The sequence below is a fragment of the Chryseobacterium artocarpi genome (genome assembly GCF_001684975.1).
Lineage (GTDB): Bacteria > Bacteroidota > Bacteroidia > Flavobacteriales > Weeksellaceae > Chryseobacterium > Chryseobacterium artocarpi.
On record NZ_MAYH01000023.1, the window covers coordinates 592,383 to 609,191 of the forward strand.

Sequence of the window (16,809 nt, forward strand, 5' to 3'; positions counted from 1 at the left end):
TAAATTCATTTTCTACGAAAGTAGTGAATTTTAAAAGATTTATAAAATTAAAAAAATAACACACTATTAAGTGTCATAATATCTTTTTTTATTACTTTTATCTTACAAATTAAAAATAATATGAAAAATTTAAGAAAATTATCAAAAAAGAACATGAAAACGATTAATGGAGGAAGTGCTCCGCTATGTGAATCAGGATATATGGCTTGCAGAGTAGGTAAAGACCAAAATGGTTCTCCAATCTGGGAATGTTTACCTCATTGTAATTATTAATAACAGAAAACGACACCTTTGAGGTGTCGTTCTATTTTATATCTATTTATATTTTACCAGTCTGAAGCTCTTTTCCTTCTCTCAATCATATGATCTACGGAAACTTTTCCCGCTCCCATCACCATCAGAAGTAGATACACAGAAAGATAGATAAGACTCATTTCTCTTTTTTCAAAAGGATCTGCGCCATGAACTACAAATCCGGCAATAACCATTGTAAAGATCAGAAAACCTAGAGAAACCCTGGTAAAAAGTCCTAATATCAGTAAGATTGAACAAACAAATTCAGCAAGTACTGTAAGAATAAGCGTAACCTGGGGACCCATTCCTAAAAAATCAAAAAATTCAATTTTTCCGCCAGCCAATAACATCTGGAATTTTGGATAACCATGAGAAAGCATTGCAAAACCTACAAATACCCTCACTGCTAATAAAATAATATCTTTAGGTATTGAGCTTGAATTTGAATTGTTATAGTTCATTTACTAAAAAATTTAGACTAAGGTAATAAAAATCTTTTAATACAACGGGATTCCAGCCTTTTTAGTTTATCTGTATCCAAAATTTTTCAGGTCTCTGTCATTCTTTCTCCAGTCTTTTTTCACCTTTACAAATAAATTGAGGTGAATCTTCTTTGAAAAGAATTTCTCAAGGTCTAATCTTGCATCTGTCCCAACCTTTTTGATAGCTTCTCCTTTATGCCCGATGATAATCCCCTTCTGAGTATCTCTTTCTACATAAATAATAGAATCGATGAAAATAATCCCTTCTTTTTCTTTAAACTGCTCAGTCACCACCTCTACAGAATATGGAATTTCCTTATCGTAATTTAAAAGAATTTTCTCACGAATTGCTTCATTTACAAAGAATCTTTCAGGCTTATCTGTGAATTGATCCTTATCGTAGTATGGTGGGCTTTCAGGTAATAAAGATTTTATTTTAGGTAAGATAATCTCTGTATTAAAAGCATTTAGAGCAGAGATAGGTAGGATTTCCGCTTTTGGAATCCTATTATGCCATGTTTCTACCAATGTTTCAAGACCTGCCTGATCAGTCTGATCTACTTTATTTAATAATAAAAGTACAGGAACAGGAATTTTATTTAATTTATCAATTAAGAATTCTGATGGTTCAGCTTTATCTGTTACATCTACAATAAAAAGAAAAACATCGGCATCCTGAAGAGAATCCTTTACAAAATCCATCATTTTTTCCTGCAGCCCATATTTTGGATCCAATACTCCCGGAGTATCAGAAAATACGATCTGAAGGTCTTCTTCATTATAAATACCAAAAATTCTGTGACGGGTTGTCTGAGCTTTCTGCGTTACAATCGCCAACTTCTCACCCATCAATTGGTTAAGAAGTGTTGATTTCCCGGCATTGGGCTTTCCAACTATATTTACAAATCCAGCTTTGTGCATAAAAATAATATTACGAACTGCAAAGTTAGTAAAACAAAATTGGTCTTCACGGTTAATCTAGATATTTAAAAGAAAAAAGAGAGTTATTTTTCTTTATAGAAGATTTCAGAGGAAGTTTTAAACTTATATTTTTTAACCAGAAAATTACAAAACTTTTTAATACTTAGGCTCACTTTAGAAAGTCTATAATGATGTTATAGAAAAGTACACTTAAGTTGTTTTAAAACCTAATTTTTTATGAGTAAGTAAAAGAATGTCAAAAACTTAATATGCTCTTCATTTAATAAACTCACCCATCGATCGATAATTCTCTTTCTTCCTTTCTCGCAAAAACCATAAAATAATTTTGTATTGCATTACCTAAAACTAATATTTTTGAATCTTAGAATTCATCTTTTATGAATATAGACCAGATTCTTGACCACATTTACATTCTTCCGGAAGCCTCTAAAAATAGCTTAAAAGCGTATATTACAGAGGTTTCTCATCCTAAAGGCTATTGTCTTATGGAAGCAGAGAAAGTTGTTCCTTATGTTTATTTTATCCGCAAGGGAATTGCACGTGCCTATTCTTCTACTTCAGACAATGATATCACATTTTGGTTTGGAAGTGAAGGTCAGTGCGTACTTTCAATGAAAAGCTATGTAGAAGATAAACCTGGCTATGAAAGCATAGAATTGCTCGAAGATTGTGAATTGTACAGATTGGAAACAGTAAATCTCAAAAGACTCTTTAATGAAGATATACATATTGCCAATTGGGGGAGAAAACTTGCTGAAGCAGAAATGATAAAATCTGAGGAGCTTATTATTTCAAGACAATTCAAAACCTCTCTGGAACGATATAAAGATATTATACAATTTCAGCCGGACTTACTTAAAAGAGTTCAGCTGGGGCATATTGCCTCTTATCTTGGGATTACTCAGGTGAGTTTGAGCAGAATCCGTGCAGAGATAAAATAATGTTGTGTTTTATGTATAGTAAATGGAGGATGAAATTACTTTTATCCCTAATACTAACCTTCAATATCTATATTTTTTAGGTTTTGGCTAAAGCCAATGGAATAAATATTTATTTTGAAAGCGGACTAAAGTCCGCTCCTATTGATATTACAATCTATACCATGTTTATATTGATGATGGCTTCTTTAAAGAAAAGTAAATAGACAACAGCTCCCAGTCTAAATATTCATTGATAAAAAAATTATTCGGACTACCACAACTTTCCTCTTCCAGCCTCCGACTTCCTTACTAAAATATCATTTTTTAACAATTGTAAAATTTTTTCTCCTTTGAAATTCTGAAATTTGCAGTAGAAAAATTTAACAATGAATTGGATCATATTAGTTATCGCAGGACTATTTGAAGTTGCCTTCGCATCGTGCCTGGGAAAGGCAAAAGAAACATCAGGAACTGAAATGTACTTATGGTATACAGGTTTCCTGATCACTATGACAATCAGTATGCTTCTTCTGATAAAAGCAACACAAACGTTACCTATTGGTACTGCTTATGCAGTATGGACAGGAATCGGAGCTGTAGGAACTGCTTTAATGGGAATTATCTTTTTTAAAGATCCTGTAAGCTTTTGGAGAGTTTTCTTTATTGTAACTCTTATTGGCTCTGTTGTAGGATTAAAAGCTGTGTCTTCATCCCACTAACAAGCGCATAAACTTCTATCTATATTAAAAAAAAGAAACCGCCTTCGTAATGAAGACGGTTTTGTTTTATATATTTTCAGCTCTTTTGGCTTATTATTTCTTAAAAACTAAAGGTAAGATTTCGTTGCTTCTTAGCCCATACTTTTTAATATCTTCTTGTGAAAATTTCTGTGAATAGAAATTCACGTCAGTTTCAAAACCTGCTTTTTTCAAACGGTCAAAATAATCCATTCCGTACCAACGAACATGGTCGTATTGCCCGAAATGTTTCTGACGTTCTTTAGGATCTGTGATTGTAAAATCTTCATAGGTTTTTTCTAATGAATTTTTCATCGGAACCTGAAGAATTCCCCATCCGCCGGGTTTCATTACTCTAAACAGCTCACTCATTGCTTTTGCATCATCCTGAATATGTTCCAGAACGTGATTACAAAAGATAATATCAAAGCTTTCATCTTCGAAAGGTAAATTAAGAATATCAGCTTTAACATCAACAATGGGAGAATAAAGATCTGCTGAAATATAATTCAGGTTGCTCATTCTCTTGAATTTCCTTAAAAATTCCTGTTCAGGAGCAATGTGCAGTACTTTATAATTCTTAATAAAAAAATCAGTTTCGTTCTGAAGATACAACCACATCTGACGGTGTCTTTCGAGACTTAAAGTTCCTGGAGAAAGGGCATTTTCCCTTTGTTTTCCGTACCCATAAGGCAGGAATTTCCTGTATGATCTTCCATCAATCGGGTCAAAGAATTGATCTCCTTTAAAGAACTGATAAATAAGGGGTCTCGCCCAAATACTCATTTTAATAAGCATTGGACGTGGAATTTTATTCAGTAAAAGTTTCGTTAACTTCTTCATTAAAAGTCCAGTTGGAAAGCTTTTTCTTCATCACTTACGATTCCTAAAGCTTCGTAAACATAGTCAAATGTTGAAAGCAATACCGGTTTTCCATTGATTACTGCTACATCATGTTCAAAGTGAGCAGATGGAAGGTTATCCAAAGTAGTTACTGTCCATCCATCATTATGGAATTTCACTTTTTCAGTACCTAAGTTGATCATCGGCTCAATAGCAATTGCTAATCCGTCTTTGATCACTTTTCCGCTTCCTTGTCTTCCGTAGTTTGGTACTTGTGGATCTTCGTGCATCTGTCTTCCCAAACCGTGTCCTACAAGTTCTCTTACTACTCCATATCCTTCTTTTTCACAATGCGCTTGGATAGCATGAGAAATATCCCCAATTCTTTTTCCTCTGATACATTGCTCGATACCTTTGTAAAGAGATTCTTTAGCAACCTTTAATAATTTTTTCACCTCAGGTTTTACTTCTCCGATCTCGAAAGTATAGGCGTGATCTCCTACGAATCCGTTAAGAATAACCCCACAGTCAACAGAAAGAACGTCTCCTTCTTTTACCACTTCATTATTCGGGAAACCATGAACTACCTGTTCATTCGGAGAAATACATAAAGAGTTTGGGAAACCTCCGTATCCTAAGAATGCAGGTTCAGCTCCATGATCTTTAATAAAATCGTGAGCTAATTTATCCAGATATATAGTAGTAATTCCCGGTTTAATTTCTTTTGCCAACATTCCCAATGTTTTAGAAACCAATCGGGCGCTCTCCTTCATCAGACGCAGTTCGTCTATTGTTTTTAATTGAATCATTGTATTAATTTACCAATGTATTAATGTATCAGTGTAACAATATAGATTGATAAATTGGTACACTGTTAAATTGTTATATTTTTATTCTACCAGAAAAGTCCTTTTTTCTTTTCTTTTTTCAGTTTTGAATAAGGAAGAACTTCTTTTCCTTCTACACGGAATTCTATTCTTTCCTGAATAATATTGTAGATCTCACCCCATCCAGGGAATCCACCAATATTCCTGTCATCAATGAACCAGTCTGCATCTAACTTTCTTGATTGATTTTCAGAATCGAAAACTTCTCCTTCAAAACTTGAGTTTACAGCATAAAATTCAATGCCGTTCTTTTTACAGAATTCTACTGCTTCATCTAACGTTTTTCCGTGTCTGTATGTCCAAAGAATAAGCCTGTACCCTTCTGCCTGTAATCTTTTCAAGGTCTCGAAAGCGAAGATCTTTGCCTTTCCGATTCCCGGGTAAGCATCATCAACAATAGTTCCGTCAAAGTCAACAGCAATCTTTTTATTATTTAACATTTTGTTCTTTTTTTAGCTTTGCAAAGATAAGAAATAAAAAAGAGTGCCAAAAAGAAAGGCACTCAATACTTTTATAATTTAAAATAATAATATGGGCTACTAGCTCTTAACCCAGCTAAACTGGAACTGAAGATCCGGAGTAGAAACTCTGTCTGTGATCTTCTGTAGTCTTGCAGGAAGTTTCATCAGATATTCCTGAGCTTTTTCTGCTTTTTCTGTAAGACCTTTTACGTGCTCAATCTTCCATTCATCCAACAGATCTTTCATGATATTGATATAATCCTGACCTGTATACACCATACATCTTTGCGCTGCATCTGAAAAATGCCCCCAAAGTTCCCCTGCTTTCTGACCTGACTGTCTCATCAGGTGAGCCGGCATTACGATCTTTTTACGCATCATATCTTCGAATGCAAGAATCATTTCTGATGGGTCTATTTCAAGGATTTTAGCTACGAAATGCTTATAAGCTTTTGCGTGCCTTGCTTCATCAGCCGCAATTACACCACACATTTTAGCTAATTTTCCGTTTCCTGATTGTTTTGCCAATGTTCCTACTCTTCTGTGAGAGATATTGGTAGCCGTTTCCTGGAAACTTGTATAGATAAAGTTTCTGTAAGGATCCATACTTGTTCCAAGATCGAAACCATCATTGATCAGATATTGAGTAGTGATCTCCACTTCTCTCATATTTACTCTACCGCACAGATAAAGATATTTGTTTAATAAATCTCCGTGTCTGTTTTCTTCTGCTGTCCAGGCTCTCACCCAGTTAGCCCAACCTACTTTTTCTTCCTGATTAATTCCGTCAACTCCCATTAACCAAGACTCATAAGAAGGAAGTGCTTCTTCAGTGATACAGTCTCCGATCAATGTTACAAACAGATCATAAGGCATTTCACGGGCAAAAGTCTGAATTTCTTCTAAATCATGTTTAAATTCTTCGCTTGAAGGATCTGGTAGATAATCTGAAGGCTGCCAAATTTTTTCAATAGGCGTTAAAAATTTATCAAGAAAAGAACCTACTTCCTTTTCCAATATTCCCATTACTTCTTTCCTAACAAGCTTTTGATACATTTTTATATTCAGTTTTTAATTAGCAAAGATATGATTTATTTATTATTTAACGCATAATAAAGTATGCAACTCATACCTTATCTGACATAAATCATAAAAAAATGCCGATATATAACTATAACGGCATTTTTTTAACAATATTATTGAATTTTAGTTAACTAAAATATCTCCTGTCATTGCATTTGGTATTTCAACGCCCATTACACTAAGGATTGTAGGGGCTACATCGCCCAGTTTTCCTGGTTTTAAGTTCCATGTATGGTCTTTATCCATTACGATGAAAGGAACTAAATTTGTTGAGTGCTGAGTATTCGGTGTTCCATCAGGATTCAGCATGACATCCGAATTTCCGTGGTCAGCAAGAATGAATACAGCATATCCGTTTTCATAGGCTGCAGTAGCTACTTTTTCGATACATGCATCTACAGTTTCTGCGGCTTTCACTGCGGCTTCAAATACTCCTGTATGCCCCACCATATCTGTATTCGCAAAGTTTAAGCATACAAAATCAGCTGTTCCGTTCTCCAATTCCGGTACAATGGCATTAGTGATATCGTATGCTGACATTTCAGGTTTTAAATCGTAGGTAGGAACATCTTTTGGACTTGGGCATAAAAGCCTTTTCTCTCCGTTGAATTCTTCTTCTCTACCACCCGAAAAGAAGAAAGTAACATGGGGATATTTTTCAGTTTCAGCAATTCTGATCTGAGTTTTTCCATTCTTTTCAAGAACTTCACCCATTGTTTCCGTTAATACATTTTCGTCAAAAACAACCTGAACATTCTGGAATGTCTTGTCATAATTGGTTAATGTAATATAGTTAAGGTTCAGTTTCTTCATAGAATACTCAGGGAAATCTTTCTGAGAAAGAACTTCTGTAATTTCTCTACCTCTGTCTGTACGGAAATTGAAACAGATCACCACATCATTGTCAATGATTTTTGCTACCGGTACAACATTCCCTGTAGCCGTGGTATTTACTAAAATAATTGGCTTAAGGAATTCATCCGTTACATTATTATCATATGAATCTTTAATGGCAGCTAAAGCATCTGTGGTTTCAAGCCCTACTCCTTCTACAAGAGCATCATAAGCTAGTTTTACACGTTCCCATCTTTTATCTCTGTCCATCGCGTAGTATCTGCCTACAACAGTAGCAAGTTTTCCGGTAGTTGCTTCCATATGATTCTGAAGCTCTTCAATGAAACCTAATCCTGAATGTGGATCACAGTCTCTTCCGTCTGTAAATGCGTGTACAAAAACGTTTTCATCTAAACCGAATTCTTTAGCAGCGGTTAATAAACCTTTTAAGTGATTGATATGGGAGTGAACTCCTCCATTGGAAACCAATCCGATGAAATGGACTTTTTTATTTTCTCTTTTAGCGTATTCAAAAGCGTCCTGAATTACTTTTTCCTGCCCCAAGGTTCCGTTTTCAACTGCCATATTCAGTTTTACCAGGTTTTGGTAAACTACTCTTCCGGCTCCAAGGTTCATGTGTCCTACTTCAGAGTTCCCCATCTGTCCTGCCGGAAGACCTACAGCTAATCCGCTTGCTTCAAGGGTAGTGTGTGGAAATTTTTGATAACAGCTATCTATAAATGGTGTATTGGCTTTGTCTATTGCAGAAACTTCAGGGTTTGTTCCCAGTCCCCATCCGTCAAGGATTGCTAATATTGCTTTTTTTGACATTTTGTAAAACTTTAGTATACAAATTTATCGAATTTCCGATGAATAGACGAATTTGAAGTTCTGATTTTTATGTATTCAACATAAAATGAAAAAATCTGCGTCATCTGCATAATCTGTGAGTTATATTTCTCCCACAGATCTTGCTGATTTCGCAGACTTATAAACTGTCTAACATTATTTAAAAGACTATTCTATCCTTTAAAAAAATCGTCAAATTTCATATTATTTTTCTTTGTGTACTCTTTTATATAGGTATCTAAGAAACCACTTTCTTTTAAGAATAATAAAGGATCGGAAATGTTTAAAATATCGTGGATGGCTTTATGTTTATCTGTCTGTTTATTGAAATAGGCTTCTGTAATTTTATATCCCATCCAATACCCTAAGTCATTAGGACGGTCATCTTTTTTGCTGGTTCCGTAAAGCCAGTCTATAGAATCAGCCGTTTTCAATGCCGTTACAAATTCTCTGTATAATTTATCAGAATGAGCTGCGCCATATTGGTAGTATGGTGTACTTGTATTTGTAGTATCTCCTGAAATCAGTTCACTGATAAAATCGGCACTTCCTTCTTTTAAAACATATTTTATCAGAATATCCTTCCCTACATTTTCTTGCTGGAAATGGATCAGCTCATGAGCAATAAGGGGCACAATCCCATCAAGATTTGCCAGTTTTTCTGTTCCGATAATGATTCCGTCTTTAGAAATAGTTCCACCTGAATTAAATCTTCCGTATACAAAATATACAGGCGGAAATTTGGCTTCAGGATACCAATATTTTAAAGCAGTGTAACTTGCTCTTGTTCTTTTTTCCTTTTGATTGATTCCAGCTAATACATTACGGCTTTTAAGGTAATCTTCTTTTCTTCTTTTTACTACTGAGTATAATGAATCTGCATTGATGATTCTGTTTTTCATAAACCCCTGAACTCCGGCAGTTCCATCTTTCACATAATCTGCAAAAGGGTTTTGCTTTGAAGTTTCCATTTTATCGAATGCTTTCCAGAAGCTGTCTGAGTCTTTTGTTTCAAAGACTGCATGAAGCGGGTCTCCAGAAAAACCTGTTTGAGCATTTGTAATTCCGAAAGCCAGAAATAAGGCTGGTAGAATAATTTTGGTTTTCATATCAGTTTTAAAAATTAGCGAGCTAAAATATGAAAAACAGGGATATAATTTAAGTTTAAAAAAAATATTTTTAACTAAAAGAAAAGTCTGTTATATAATAAGTAAATGAAAGGGTTGTATAATTTTGAAAGTATTTATTCTATAATTCCATAATTCTTTTTTAATTTTGCTCTATGGACTTACGTGATCAATTGAAGAATCTTTTTCCTGAACATGAAGAACAGGATTTTGAAATGCCTGAAGAAGAATTCAAGCAGAAAGAGCCATTGGTGTGCAAATTTGAAAAAAAAGGAAGAAATGGTAAACCTGTAACTATTGTTGAAGGTTGGGAAGGGAGTGAAGAGGACCTTAAAAAAATATCAAAGAAAATAAAAACCACCTTAGGGATAGGCGGTTCTGAGAAGGATGGAACGATTATCATTCAGGGGGATAACCGTGATAAAATAATGACTATCCTTAAAGATATGGGTTATAAAACCAAACGTGTTGGCGGATAGGACTAGAAATAGACCCGGGCTTCCGGCAACAAAGTTTTTAATTTTTCAATTTTAGATTTTTCTATAGGATTTCCTGTAAGAATCAAGGTTTTGAGATTTTTCAACTGACTGATTTCTACAGGAATATCTTTTATATTATTGTTAGCAAGGTTGATACTGACTATATTTTTCAATCCTTTTATTCCGGATGAAATTTCTGCGATATTATTATCACTTACATTAAGGAATTCAAGCTGCTGAGCTTTGAAAAGGTTTTCAGGAAGCTTTGTAATGGCGTTCTGTTGTAATTCAAGATATTTTATATTTTTGGGAAATGACAGGTTTCCAATGTCATTGATCTGGTTGTTGGAAAGATTTAAAAATTTCAGATTTTTGATCTTCTCTAATCGGTCTGCAATGAAACTGATCTGATTACCCTGCAAATTGATTTCTTCTAATGCGGGAATTTCCATTAATGCTTCTGGAAAGGTATTCAGATTGTTGGCATCAAAAAGGGCTACCTTTAAGTTCTGAAGTTTTGAAAAATTTGGATTAATGCTTGTCAAACTATTCAGATTCATGGAAAAAGAGGTTAGTTTGGTAAGCTTACTTATTTCATCAGGTATGTATTTGATACTGTTTTCGTTTACATTTAAATACTCAAGTTCTTTTAATTCAAATAACTCACGATCCATTTTCTCGAGTTTATTTGCCATAATATTTAAGAAGAACAAAGAATCCAGCTTTACAATCTTAGGAGGCAGGTTAAATAATCCTTTTTCTCTGAAACTCATACTGTAAACGGCTTTTTTACTATTCAAAGCGTCTTCAATATTTGTAAATGTAGGATATTTAACGGGATCAATCTGCGCGTTAACCTCAGCCAGCGCCACCATGGAAATCAGCAGGAAAAGTTTTTTCATATGAAAATGTTTAACGTTTTTAAAAGGTTATATGTAATTGCAACCTCTTAATGAGTATTAGTATTTGCCAATGATGGCAACTTCATCAATAGAAAATGTCTGCCGATAACAAAAGCTACCGACAGACTGAATTATAAATAGTTTATTTCTTTAAAAGTTTTACGGTCTTCTGGAAACCTCCTTCTGCTTCAATATTTAATATTAAGGCACGAGATCCTTCCAATTGTTGCGTAAAATCAAGATCCAAAGCTTTGTTTGTACCATTGAATTTTTTAGTAAACACGATTTTTCCGTCCATACTGTAAGCAGTTACTGAAATATCTTTCAATCCTTTTGCAGAATTGATTTTCACAATTCCTGAAGTAGGGTTTGGAGCTACAGTTACTGTATTTTCTGCTGCTTTGTTTTCAATAGTTCCAAGAGAACTTTCTGTTCCAAGATTTGATTTAAGAGCAATAACTATCGTTGCTGATTTTCCTCTGTAATCAATTGTATTTCCTGTAGCATCAACATCTGTAGAAATTGTAGCATCAGGGTGCTGAATAGAGAAGAATCCAAATTTATGATCTGGAGTAAATGTCAAACCTGTAGGTTCAGATCCTGCCGGCATAGAAGCAAATAATCTTACTTTAGGGTTTGCCTGTGTGTGATCCGGAGCAATTACCCAGATATAGTTTTTACCACCATCCTGAAGTACCCAAAGGTTTCCAAGCTCATCAAACGTAAGGTTATCATTTCCATCTCCCCAAGCTTCTGTTTTAGCTCCCTGAGGGGTATTGAATGAATATACCGTAGAACCTACACCTACGAAAGTTTCTACCTGTGAAGCTGTTGTTCCGTCATCTTTTAAACGGTAAACTCTGTCTAATCCTTTTGCTGTAAAGTAAATTTTCCCGTCCAATGGGCTTATATCCACATCTTCTACTCCATTGAATTTTGTACCTCCTCTAGAAAAGGCTAGGTTGGCTGTATTATTTTGATCTGCTTTTTCTTTATTCGGAACTTCAATCCATGTTGCAGTAGTCCCAGCCGGATCACCTGCAGGTGTTAATCCCTGATCCAATTTTAATACATAAAGGGTTCCTGAAGAAAGATTGTTTGGAGTATCCATTACATATTTGTATACCATATGAGTACCTCCATCTTCACCGTAATATGCTACAGTTCCTGTGCTGTTAATCACTACGTTCTCATGGTTCATGATTCCCATCTGCCAAAGTTTACCTTTAGAACCGTCAGGGTTTTTAGAAACAACCTGAGCTGTAGCAGGATCAATTTCTACAAGCCATCCGTAATCTTTATATCCGTCACCATTTATATCGTTAGAAGTAACAGATTCTTCTGCCGTCACTATAGTTCCCCAAGGAGTAATTCCTCCTGAACAGTTTCTGATTGTCTGCACCAAGCTAGGATCTGAAAAACTTACTGCTCTTGATTTTGTCAATTGCCAAAGTTTTGAAGACGGGTTATAATTGATCTCCGCCATCGTAACTCCGCCAGGATTGGTTTCGTGGTTTACAGAAAGATATCCGTTTGTGCTGCTTCCTGCTTTTCCTACGTATCCTGTGAAATCGTTTTGCCCTCCTACTAAGCCTCCTCCTTCTGTATAATTATCTCCTTCTTTTAAGATAAGCTGATATTTATGTTCCGCAGGGATGATCAGTTTATTTGTTTGTGCAGTAGGAACAATTGAAGTAAAGCAGCTGATATGAGTTCCGTTACAGTTTACGATTGGTGGCGTTACATTGGAAGGTGTCTTCAGATACGCATCAATTCTAAGGTCTGAACTGGTTAAACTTCTGTTATGTAATTCGATAGAAATTCGGTTCGTTCCGTTTACGAATTTTGATTTTGGAATAGAGAAAGTATTGTATACATTTTCTGCCGCACCATCAACAATAGTACTTGAGAATGTGTTAAAAGTAATGTTACCCGCAGGCATATTATCTCTTACCACTTCTTCCCCGTTTAGATATACTACGATACCATCATCTCTCATTACTCCAAGTTCCATATTATCAGAAAGAGTGGCAAGGTCTACGTTGATGTCTTTAGCGAAATAAGCAGCATAAAGCCCTGAATTAATAGTAGTAGTTACAGGATCTCCGTATCCTAATGGTCCGTTTCCAACCGCCCAGGTTGAAATATCGTAGGTTTTTGTTTTCCAGGCATCCGGTTCTGCCTGATTGTTGTCTTTGTAGCTCCAAGATGCACCTTTATCAAATAAGATAGTTTGCTGCGCCTTGATACCAGAAGTTGCAAGCAGAGCCAAAGCTCCAATTGTTAGTAGTTTTTTCTTCATTTTAATTTTGATTTATTAGACTTTGCAAATCTATTTTTTTAAGGCTTTTCGTCTGTTAATAGGATTTTAATTATAATTATGGAAATATTAATTAATTTAAAACCGAATGTTAAGGGGATTAACTTTATGTTAAATGATTGAGAGTTCGGGATACGAGTTGCGGGATGCGATATTTTGAGGAAGAGAAAGTGTAATTATTTTATATTTCTCTTTGTACTCATCTTTATTATATCTGATGATGATTCAAAACCAATCACACCCACTAAGGCAAAAGAAATTTCATTCGTAAATTAGTGGCTATTACATAATCTCTGAGTGTATCCTTAATACAACTTCAGGCTCAATTCTACAAGTAATGTAAATTTGATCTACGTTACTTGCAGAATTGAGCCTGTTTTTATTGAAACTATATATGGTTCCTACTGAATTTCTCGCACACAAAAAACCGCAGTAACTCAGAACCCTGAATCTCGTACCTCGTATCCTGATCCTTTACTTCCCTTTACTCACATCTGTAAGAGCATTCAAAAAGGCGATAATCTGATTCATTTCAGTCTGTGTAAGGTTTAATTTATCAGGGGCAAGCGTTTGGTTTTTCATTTTTAATCCTAAGCCTTCTCCTCCACCTTCATTGTAGAAATCAAGAACCTCTTCTAGTGTATTAAAAGCTCCGTTATGGAAATAAGGTTTTGTAAGCGCTATATTCCTAACCGTCACCGTTTTAAATGAGTAATCGTAGATCCATGATTTTTCTTTTTTCACTGGGCTGTTTCCTCTTCCAAGATCCTGATCAAGTTCTACTGGAAGCTGTCTGATTGGCTTTGTTGTCACTCCCAACACTTCAGATTCATTTTCATTAAAAAAAGGAGGTACCAGACCTGAAAAATGAGGTGCAAAATGGCAGGTTGCACAATTCGCTTTTCCCATAAACAGATTGAACCCTTTTTTCACCTCATCGGAAACATTCTTTTCATTTCTCATGAAACGGTCAAAATCACTCTCAAAAGAATATAATGAAGCTACATATGAACTTAAAGCTTTTGAAAAATTCTCTTTACTGATTTTTCCGTCTTTAAAGGCAGTACGGAATGCTTTTTTATATTCAGGTTTTGTTTTCAATTTCTGAATAATGCTTTCGTAGCTTGTATTAAACTCTTCTTCATTATAAATAACATGTTCAGCCTGCTGTTCAAGGTAAAAAGCGCGGAGATCATAGAAAAATCTTTTGGCAAAAACAGCATTATACAAAGATGGAGAGTTTCTCAAAACAGTTTTTCCCTCCACATTACTCTGTGATTTCGCTTTAAGGTCGGTAAAAGCATTCTCAGGCAGATGGCAGGTAGCACAACTCATTTTTCCGTTACCACTTAAATTCTGATCATAAAAAATTGATTTCCCAAGGTTACGAAGATCTGGGTTATCCTCTGAAGATTTCAGTAAAGTATAGAAATACGGATCCAGAAAATCGCTGCTGAAAAAATCTTTGTTATTCACATTCCAACCTGAAAATTCTTTCAGATCATCAGGTCTTCCATCCCATTTCCCCAATTCTTCATATAAAGGCTGAATGTATTTTTTATAAAATTCAATTCGGTCGAAAGATTCAAAATCTTTGTTCTTTGAAAGATAATCAATAGATTCCGTTAAGATCTGATTTGCTTTTTGGGTATTATAATTTTTAAAATAGGAATCATCATTAATGTACTTTCTCATCCCTGAAAGAGCATGACTGGCTTCTTCTGAGATGTTAAGAGAACCCGGAGTATCAAAACCTGTTACTCCAAGACTGTATATTCTGATCAGCTCTATTCGCAGTGGTAATGTTTTATTATTTCCTTTGCTTAATCCGTTTTTTATCGCACTTAAATAAAACCCTGAATAGCTGTTATATAAAAAGTCTGTAATGGTTTTTATCTTTTCTTTTTCATCGGCAGCTTCTTCTGAGAAGATCAATTCATCCAATACCTGTAATCCTTCCGGGGGAAGTGTGTAAGCCGAGGTTCCTGCCGCTTCAATATGAAATAAAGGAGCCGCGTTAAGATGAGTTTTAGTAAATTCAGGATAATGATAGGCTATATAAAACTCTATTTCTTTAAAGGATTTTCTGGTATTGCTGAGTGATTTTTGTAATTCTTCAAGAGAGATACGGTCTTCGGAAAACTGATGTACATCTGATTTTAATTGTTCAAGCTTTGTTTTAAAGTCAGATAAACCTTTATTAATAAATGTATTCTCACTTTCTTTTCCTTTATAAACAGGATTAAAAGACATTACTGCAAATCCTATAAGAAGGGCAACAATAAGCAGTGGATAAGATCTCATGAATTTTTAGCGGCAAAACTATTAATCAAATATTATCCTAATTTTAATAGCAGATTAAATAATGTTTATATTTCCTGTACAATAATTTTTCACTAATTTTAAACCCCGAAATCAAATTCATTATTCTTAGAAGAACGGTTTATTCTGAAATACCAGTAAAATAATGGGGAAAGGTTATTGGGAGAGGATTATTTTAATTAAATTCAACACATCAAACTAAAATAGTATTATGAAAATAAAGTTATTATTTGCTGTTAAGGCAGGTTTTCTTCCTTTTATTGAATTTATTCAACAGAAAAATAGAAGTCAGGAATAATTTTGGAATTTAATCAATAGTCATTTCCAAGAAATCACATCGCCAATAAAAAATCATTAAATCAGCTTTGGTTTCTCCTTATAGAGAGATAATTTTCATTAATTAAAAACAATAAAAATATAAATTATGCTAAACAAACTTGCTGCTTCAGAACTTGTTCTGAATGAAGACGGAAGTGTATATCACTTGAATCTTTTACCTGAAGATATTGCTGACAAAATCATCCTTGTGGGTGACCCGGACAGAGTGGCAAAGGTTTCAAAATATTTTGATACTGTAGAAATTAAAAAGAATAAAAGAGAGTTTTACACTCACACAGGAACTCTTCGTGGAGAAAGAATTACAGTAATGTCAACAGGTATCGGAACAGAGAACATTGATATCGTAATGAACGAGCTGGATGCTTTGGTAAACATTGATCTTCAAAACAAAGAGTTTAAAACGGAACACAAAGCCCTTGAATTATTCCGTATGGGAACTTGTGGCAGTGTAAATCCGGACGTACAGGTTGACAATATGCTTGTCACTCAAAACGTAGTAGGATTAGACGGTTTAATGCATTTCTATCAGGATTATAACTTCGAGAATGATTTCTCAAGAAGTTTTATGGAAAAATTCCCTTACGAAAAAATCAAACCAATGCTTTATTTCGCAGACTGGGCTGAAGAAATGGGTGAATATTATAAGGATGCAAAATACCACGGAAATACAGCTACTTTCCCAGGATTCTATGCTCCACAGGGAAGACAGCTTCGTCTAAAGGCTGTGGATGATAAATTCCTGGAAACATTGAACGATCTTGGAGTAACCAACTTCGAAATGGAAACGTCTGCAATCTATGCTCTTTCAAAATTATTAGGTCACAAAGCGATTACTGTAAATAATGTAATTGCTAACAGAAGACGTGGAGAATTCTCTGCAGACCACCATAATTCTGAGAAAAAACTTATTGAATGGGTACTTGACAGAATCATCAAGTAATTACAGAAAACAGTATACAATAAAAGCTATTCTCTTAGATGAGGATAG

General features: G+C 34.7%; 16 protein-coding genes. 5 read left to right on the forward strand and 11 right to left on the reverse strand.

Annotated elements, in window-relative coordinates; translation table 11 throughout:
* Nucleotides 1-120 precede the first annotated feature (120 nt).
* The gene (locus BBI01_RS22800; RefSeq protein WP_165602237.1) at nucleotides 121-273 is read left to right on the forward strand and encodes a bacteriocin-like protein; all 153 of its coding nucleotides are present in this window, start codon (nucleotides 121-123) and stop codon (nucleotides 271-273) included.
* Nucleotides 274-326: 53 nt separating this feature from the next.
* On the opposite strand, the gene BBI01_RS10740 is transcribed toward BBI01_RS22800, so the two are convergent.
* Together BBI01_RS10740 and era are read right to left on the reverse strand one after the other, a co-directional pair.
* Nucleotides 327-755, reverse strand: coding sequence for a DoxX family protein (locus tag BBI01_RS10740; protein WP_065394655.1), 429 nt, complete (start codon nucleotides 753-755; stop codon nucleotides 327-329).
* Nucleotides 756-821: 66 nt separating this feature from the next.
* Nucleotides 822-1,697 (reverse strand): GTPase Era, encoded by an 876-nt coding sequence (gene era / locus BBI01_RS10745; RefSeq protein WP_065394656.1) that lies wholly within the window; start codon nucleotides 1,695-1,697, stop codon nucleotides 822-824.
* A gap of 398 nt (nucleotides 1,698-2,095) precedes the next feature.
* Here era and BBI01_RS10750 point away from each other — a divergent pair, with 398 nt between their 5' ends.
* The gene (locus BBI01_RS10750) at nucleotides 2,096-2,659 is read left to right on the forward strand and encodes a Crp/Fnr family transcriptional regulator (RefSeq protein ID WP_065394657.1); all 564 of its coding nucleotides are present in this window, start codon (nucleotides 2,096-2,098) and stop codon (nucleotides 2,657-2,659) included.
* Nucleotides 2,660-3,024: 365 nt separating this feature from the next.
* Nucleotides 3,025-3,357 carry a DMT family transporter gene (locus tag BBI01_RS10755; RefSeq protein ID WP_045496196.1) on the forward strand — a complete coding sequence of 111 codons (333 nt, stop codon included), beginning with the start codon at nucleotides 3,025-3,027 and terminating at the stop codon, nucleotides 3,355-3,357.
* A 93-nt stretch (nucleotides 3,358-3,450) separates the two neighbouring features.
* On the opposite strand, the gene BBI01_RS10760 is transcribed toward BBI01_RS10755, so the two are convergent.
* The 6 genes from BBI01_RS10760 to BBI01_RS10785 all read right to left on the reverse strand — a co-directional run bounded on the left by BBI01_RS10760 (nucleotide 3,451) and on the right by BBI01_RS10785 (nucleotide 9,441).
* Entirely contained in the window at nucleotides 3,451-4,218 is a 768-nt protein-coding gene (locus BBI01_RS10760) for a class I SAM-dependent methyltransferase (RefSeq protein WP_065394658.1), read from the reverse strand.
* Nucleotides 4,218-5,027, reverse strand: a complete 810-nt coding sequence (gene map, locus BBI01_RS10765; RefSeq protein WP_065394659.1) for a type I methionyl aminopeptidase — start codon at nucleotides 5,025-5,027, stop codon at nucleotides 4,218-4,220. The genes BBI01_RS10760 and map overlap by 1 nt, the downstream gene beginning before the upstream one ends.
* An 86-nt stretch (nucleotides 5,028-5,113) precedes the next feature.
* A complete protein-coding gene (locus BBI01_RS10770; protein WP_065394660.1) occupies nucleotides 5,114-5,545 on the reverse strand; it encodes a BT0820 family HAD-type phosphatase in 432 nt (143 codons plus the stop codon).
* A gap of 99 nt (nucleotides 5,546-5,644) precedes the next feature.
* Nucleotides 5,645-6,622 (reverse strand): acyl-ACP desaturase, encoded by a 978-nt coding sequence (locus tag BBI01_RS10775; RefSeq protein ID WP_065394661.1) that lies wholly within the window; start codon nucleotides 6,620-6,622, stop codon nucleotides 5,645-5,647.
* 150 nt (nucleotides 6,623-6,772) lie between these two features.
* Complete coding sequence (gpmI, locus tag BBI01_RS10780) at nucleotides 6,773-8,314, reverse strand: 2,3-bisphosphoglycerate-independent phosphoglycerate mutase (RefSeq protein WP_065394662.1); 1,542 nt, start codon at nucleotides 8,312-8,314, stop codon at nucleotides 6,773-6,775.
* Between the two features lie 191 nt (nucleotides 8,315-8,505).
* Nucleotides 8,506-9,441 (reverse strand): DUF2268 domain-containing putative Zn-dependent protease, encoded by a 936-nt coding sequence (locus BBI01_RS10785; protein ID WP_065394663.1) that lies wholly within the window; start codon nucleotides 9,439-9,441, stop codon nucleotides 8,506-8,508.
* 173 nt (nucleotides 9,442-9,614) lie between these two features.
* Between BBI01_RS10785 and BBI01_RS10790 the strand changes: the two genes are divergently transcribed.
* On the forward strand, nucleotides 9,615-9,938 hold the full coding sequence (locus BBI01_RS10790) for a translation initiation factor (RefSeq protein WP_047483177.1): 324 nt from the start codon (nucleotides 9,615-9,617) through the stop codon (nucleotides 9,936-9,938).
* A 2-nt stretch (nucleotides 9,939-9,940) separates the two neighbouring features.
* Here the strand turns inward: BBI01_RS10790 and BBI01_RS10795 are convergent, their stop codons facing one another.
* The 3 genes from BBI01_RS10795 to BBI01_RS10805 all read right to left on the reverse strand — a co-directional run bounded on the left by BBI01_RS10795 (nucleotide 9,941) and on the right by BBI01_RS10805 (nucleotide 15,464).
* Nucleotides 9,941-10,840, reverse strand: a complete 900-nt coding sequence (locus BBI01_RS10795; protein ID WP_065394664.1) for a leucine-rich repeat domain-containing protein — start codon at nucleotides 10,838-10,840, stop codon at nucleotides 9,941-9,943.
* 142 nt (nucleotides 10,841-10,982) lie between these two features.
* Complete coding sequence (locus BBI01_RS10800) at nucleotides 10,983-13,142, reverse strand: alkaline phosphatase PhoX (protein WP_065394665.1); 2,160 nt, start codon at nucleotides 13,140-13,142, stop codon at nucleotides 10,983-10,985.
* Nucleotides 13,143-13,634: 492 nt separating this feature from the next.
* Nucleotides 13,635-15,464, reverse strand: coding sequence for a cytochrome-c peroxidase (locus BBI01_RS10805; protein WP_065394666.1), 1,830 nt, complete (start codon nucleotides 15,462-15,464; stop codon nucleotides 13,635-13,637).
* A gap of 442 nt (nucleotides 15,465-15,906) precedes the next feature.
* Here BBI01_RS10805 and BBI01_RS10810 point away from each other — a divergent pair, with 442 nt between their 5' ends.
* Nucleotides 15,907-16,761 (forward strand): nucleoside phosphorylase, encoded by an 855-nt coding sequence (locus BBI01_RS10810; RefSeq protein ID WP_065394667.1) that lies wholly within the window; start codon nucleotides 15,907-15,909, stop codon nucleotides 16,759-16,761.
* The last annotated feature ends 48 nt before the right edge of the window (nucleotides 16,762-16,809 follow it).

What these genes read in the sequence shown, in the direction of transcription:
- BBI01_RS22800 (WP_165602237.1), top strand. Translation starts at nt 121, where the DNA reads ATGAAAAATTTAAGAAAATTATCAAAAAAGAACATGAAAACGATTAAT.
- BBI01_RS10740 (WP_065394655.1), bottom strand. Translation starts at nt 755, where the DNA reads ATGAACTATAACAATTCAAATTCAAGCTCAATACCTAAAGATATTATT.
- era (WP_065394656.1), bottom strand. Translation starts at nt 1,697, where the DNA reads ATGCACAAAGCTGGATTTGTAAATATAGTTGGAAAGCCCAATGCCGGG.
- BBI01_RS10750 (WP_065394657.1), top strand. Translation starts at nt 2,096, where the DNA reads ATGAATATAGACCAGATTCTTGACCACATTTACATTCTTCCGGAAGCC.
- BBI01_RS10755 (WP_045496196.1), top strand. Translation starts at nt 3,025, where the DNA reads ATGAATTGGATCATATTAGTTATCGCAGGACTATTTGAAGTTGCCTTC.
- BBI01_RS10760 (WP_065394658.1), bottom strand. Translation starts at nt 4,218, where the DNA reads ATGAAGAAGTTAACGAAACTTTTACTGAATAAAATTCCACGTCCAATG.
- map (WP_065394659.1), bottom strand. Translation starts at nt 5,027, where the DNA reads ATGATTCAATTAAAAACAATAGACGAACTGCGTCTGATGAAGGAGAGC.
- BBI01_RS10770 (WP_065394660.1), bottom strand. Translation starts at nt 5,545, where the DNA reads ATGTTAAATAATAAAAAGATTGCTGTTGACTTTGACGGAACTATTGTT.
- BBI01_RS10775 (WP_065394661.1), bottom strand. Translation starts at nt 6,622, where the DNA reads ATGTATCAAAAGCTTGTTAGGAAAGAAGTAATGGGAATATTGGAAAAG.
- gpmI (WP_065394662.1), bottom strand. Translation starts at nt 8,314, where the DNA reads ATGTCAAAAAAAGCAATATTAGCAATCCTTGACGGATGGGGACTGGGA.
- BBI01_RS10785 (WP_065394663.1), bottom strand. Translation starts at nt 9,441, where the DNA reads ATGAAAACCAAAATTATTCTACCAGCCTTATTTCTGGCTTTCGGAATT.
- BBI01_RS10790 (WP_047483177.1), top strand. Translation starts at nt 9,615, where the DNA reads ATGGACTTACGTGATCAATTGAAGAATCTTTTTCCTGAACATGAAGAA.
- BBI01_RS10795 (WP_065394664.1), bottom strand. Translation starts at nt 10,840, where the DNA reads ATGAAAAAACTTTTCCTGCTGATTTCCATGGTGGCGCTGGCTGAGGTT.
- BBI01_RS10800 (WP_065394665.1), bottom strand. Translation starts at nt 13,142, where the DNA reads ATGAAGAAAAAACTACTAACAATTGGAGCTTTGGCTCTGCTTGCAACT.
- BBI01_RS10805 (WP_065394666.1), bottom strand. Translation starts at nt 15,464, where the DNA reads ATGAGATCTTATCCACTGCTTATTGTTGCCCTTCTTATAGGATTTGCA.
- BBI01_RS10810 (WP_065394667.1), top strand. Translation starts at nt 15,907, where the DNA reads ATGCTAAACAAACTTGCTGCTTCAGAACTTGTTCTGAATGAAGACGGA.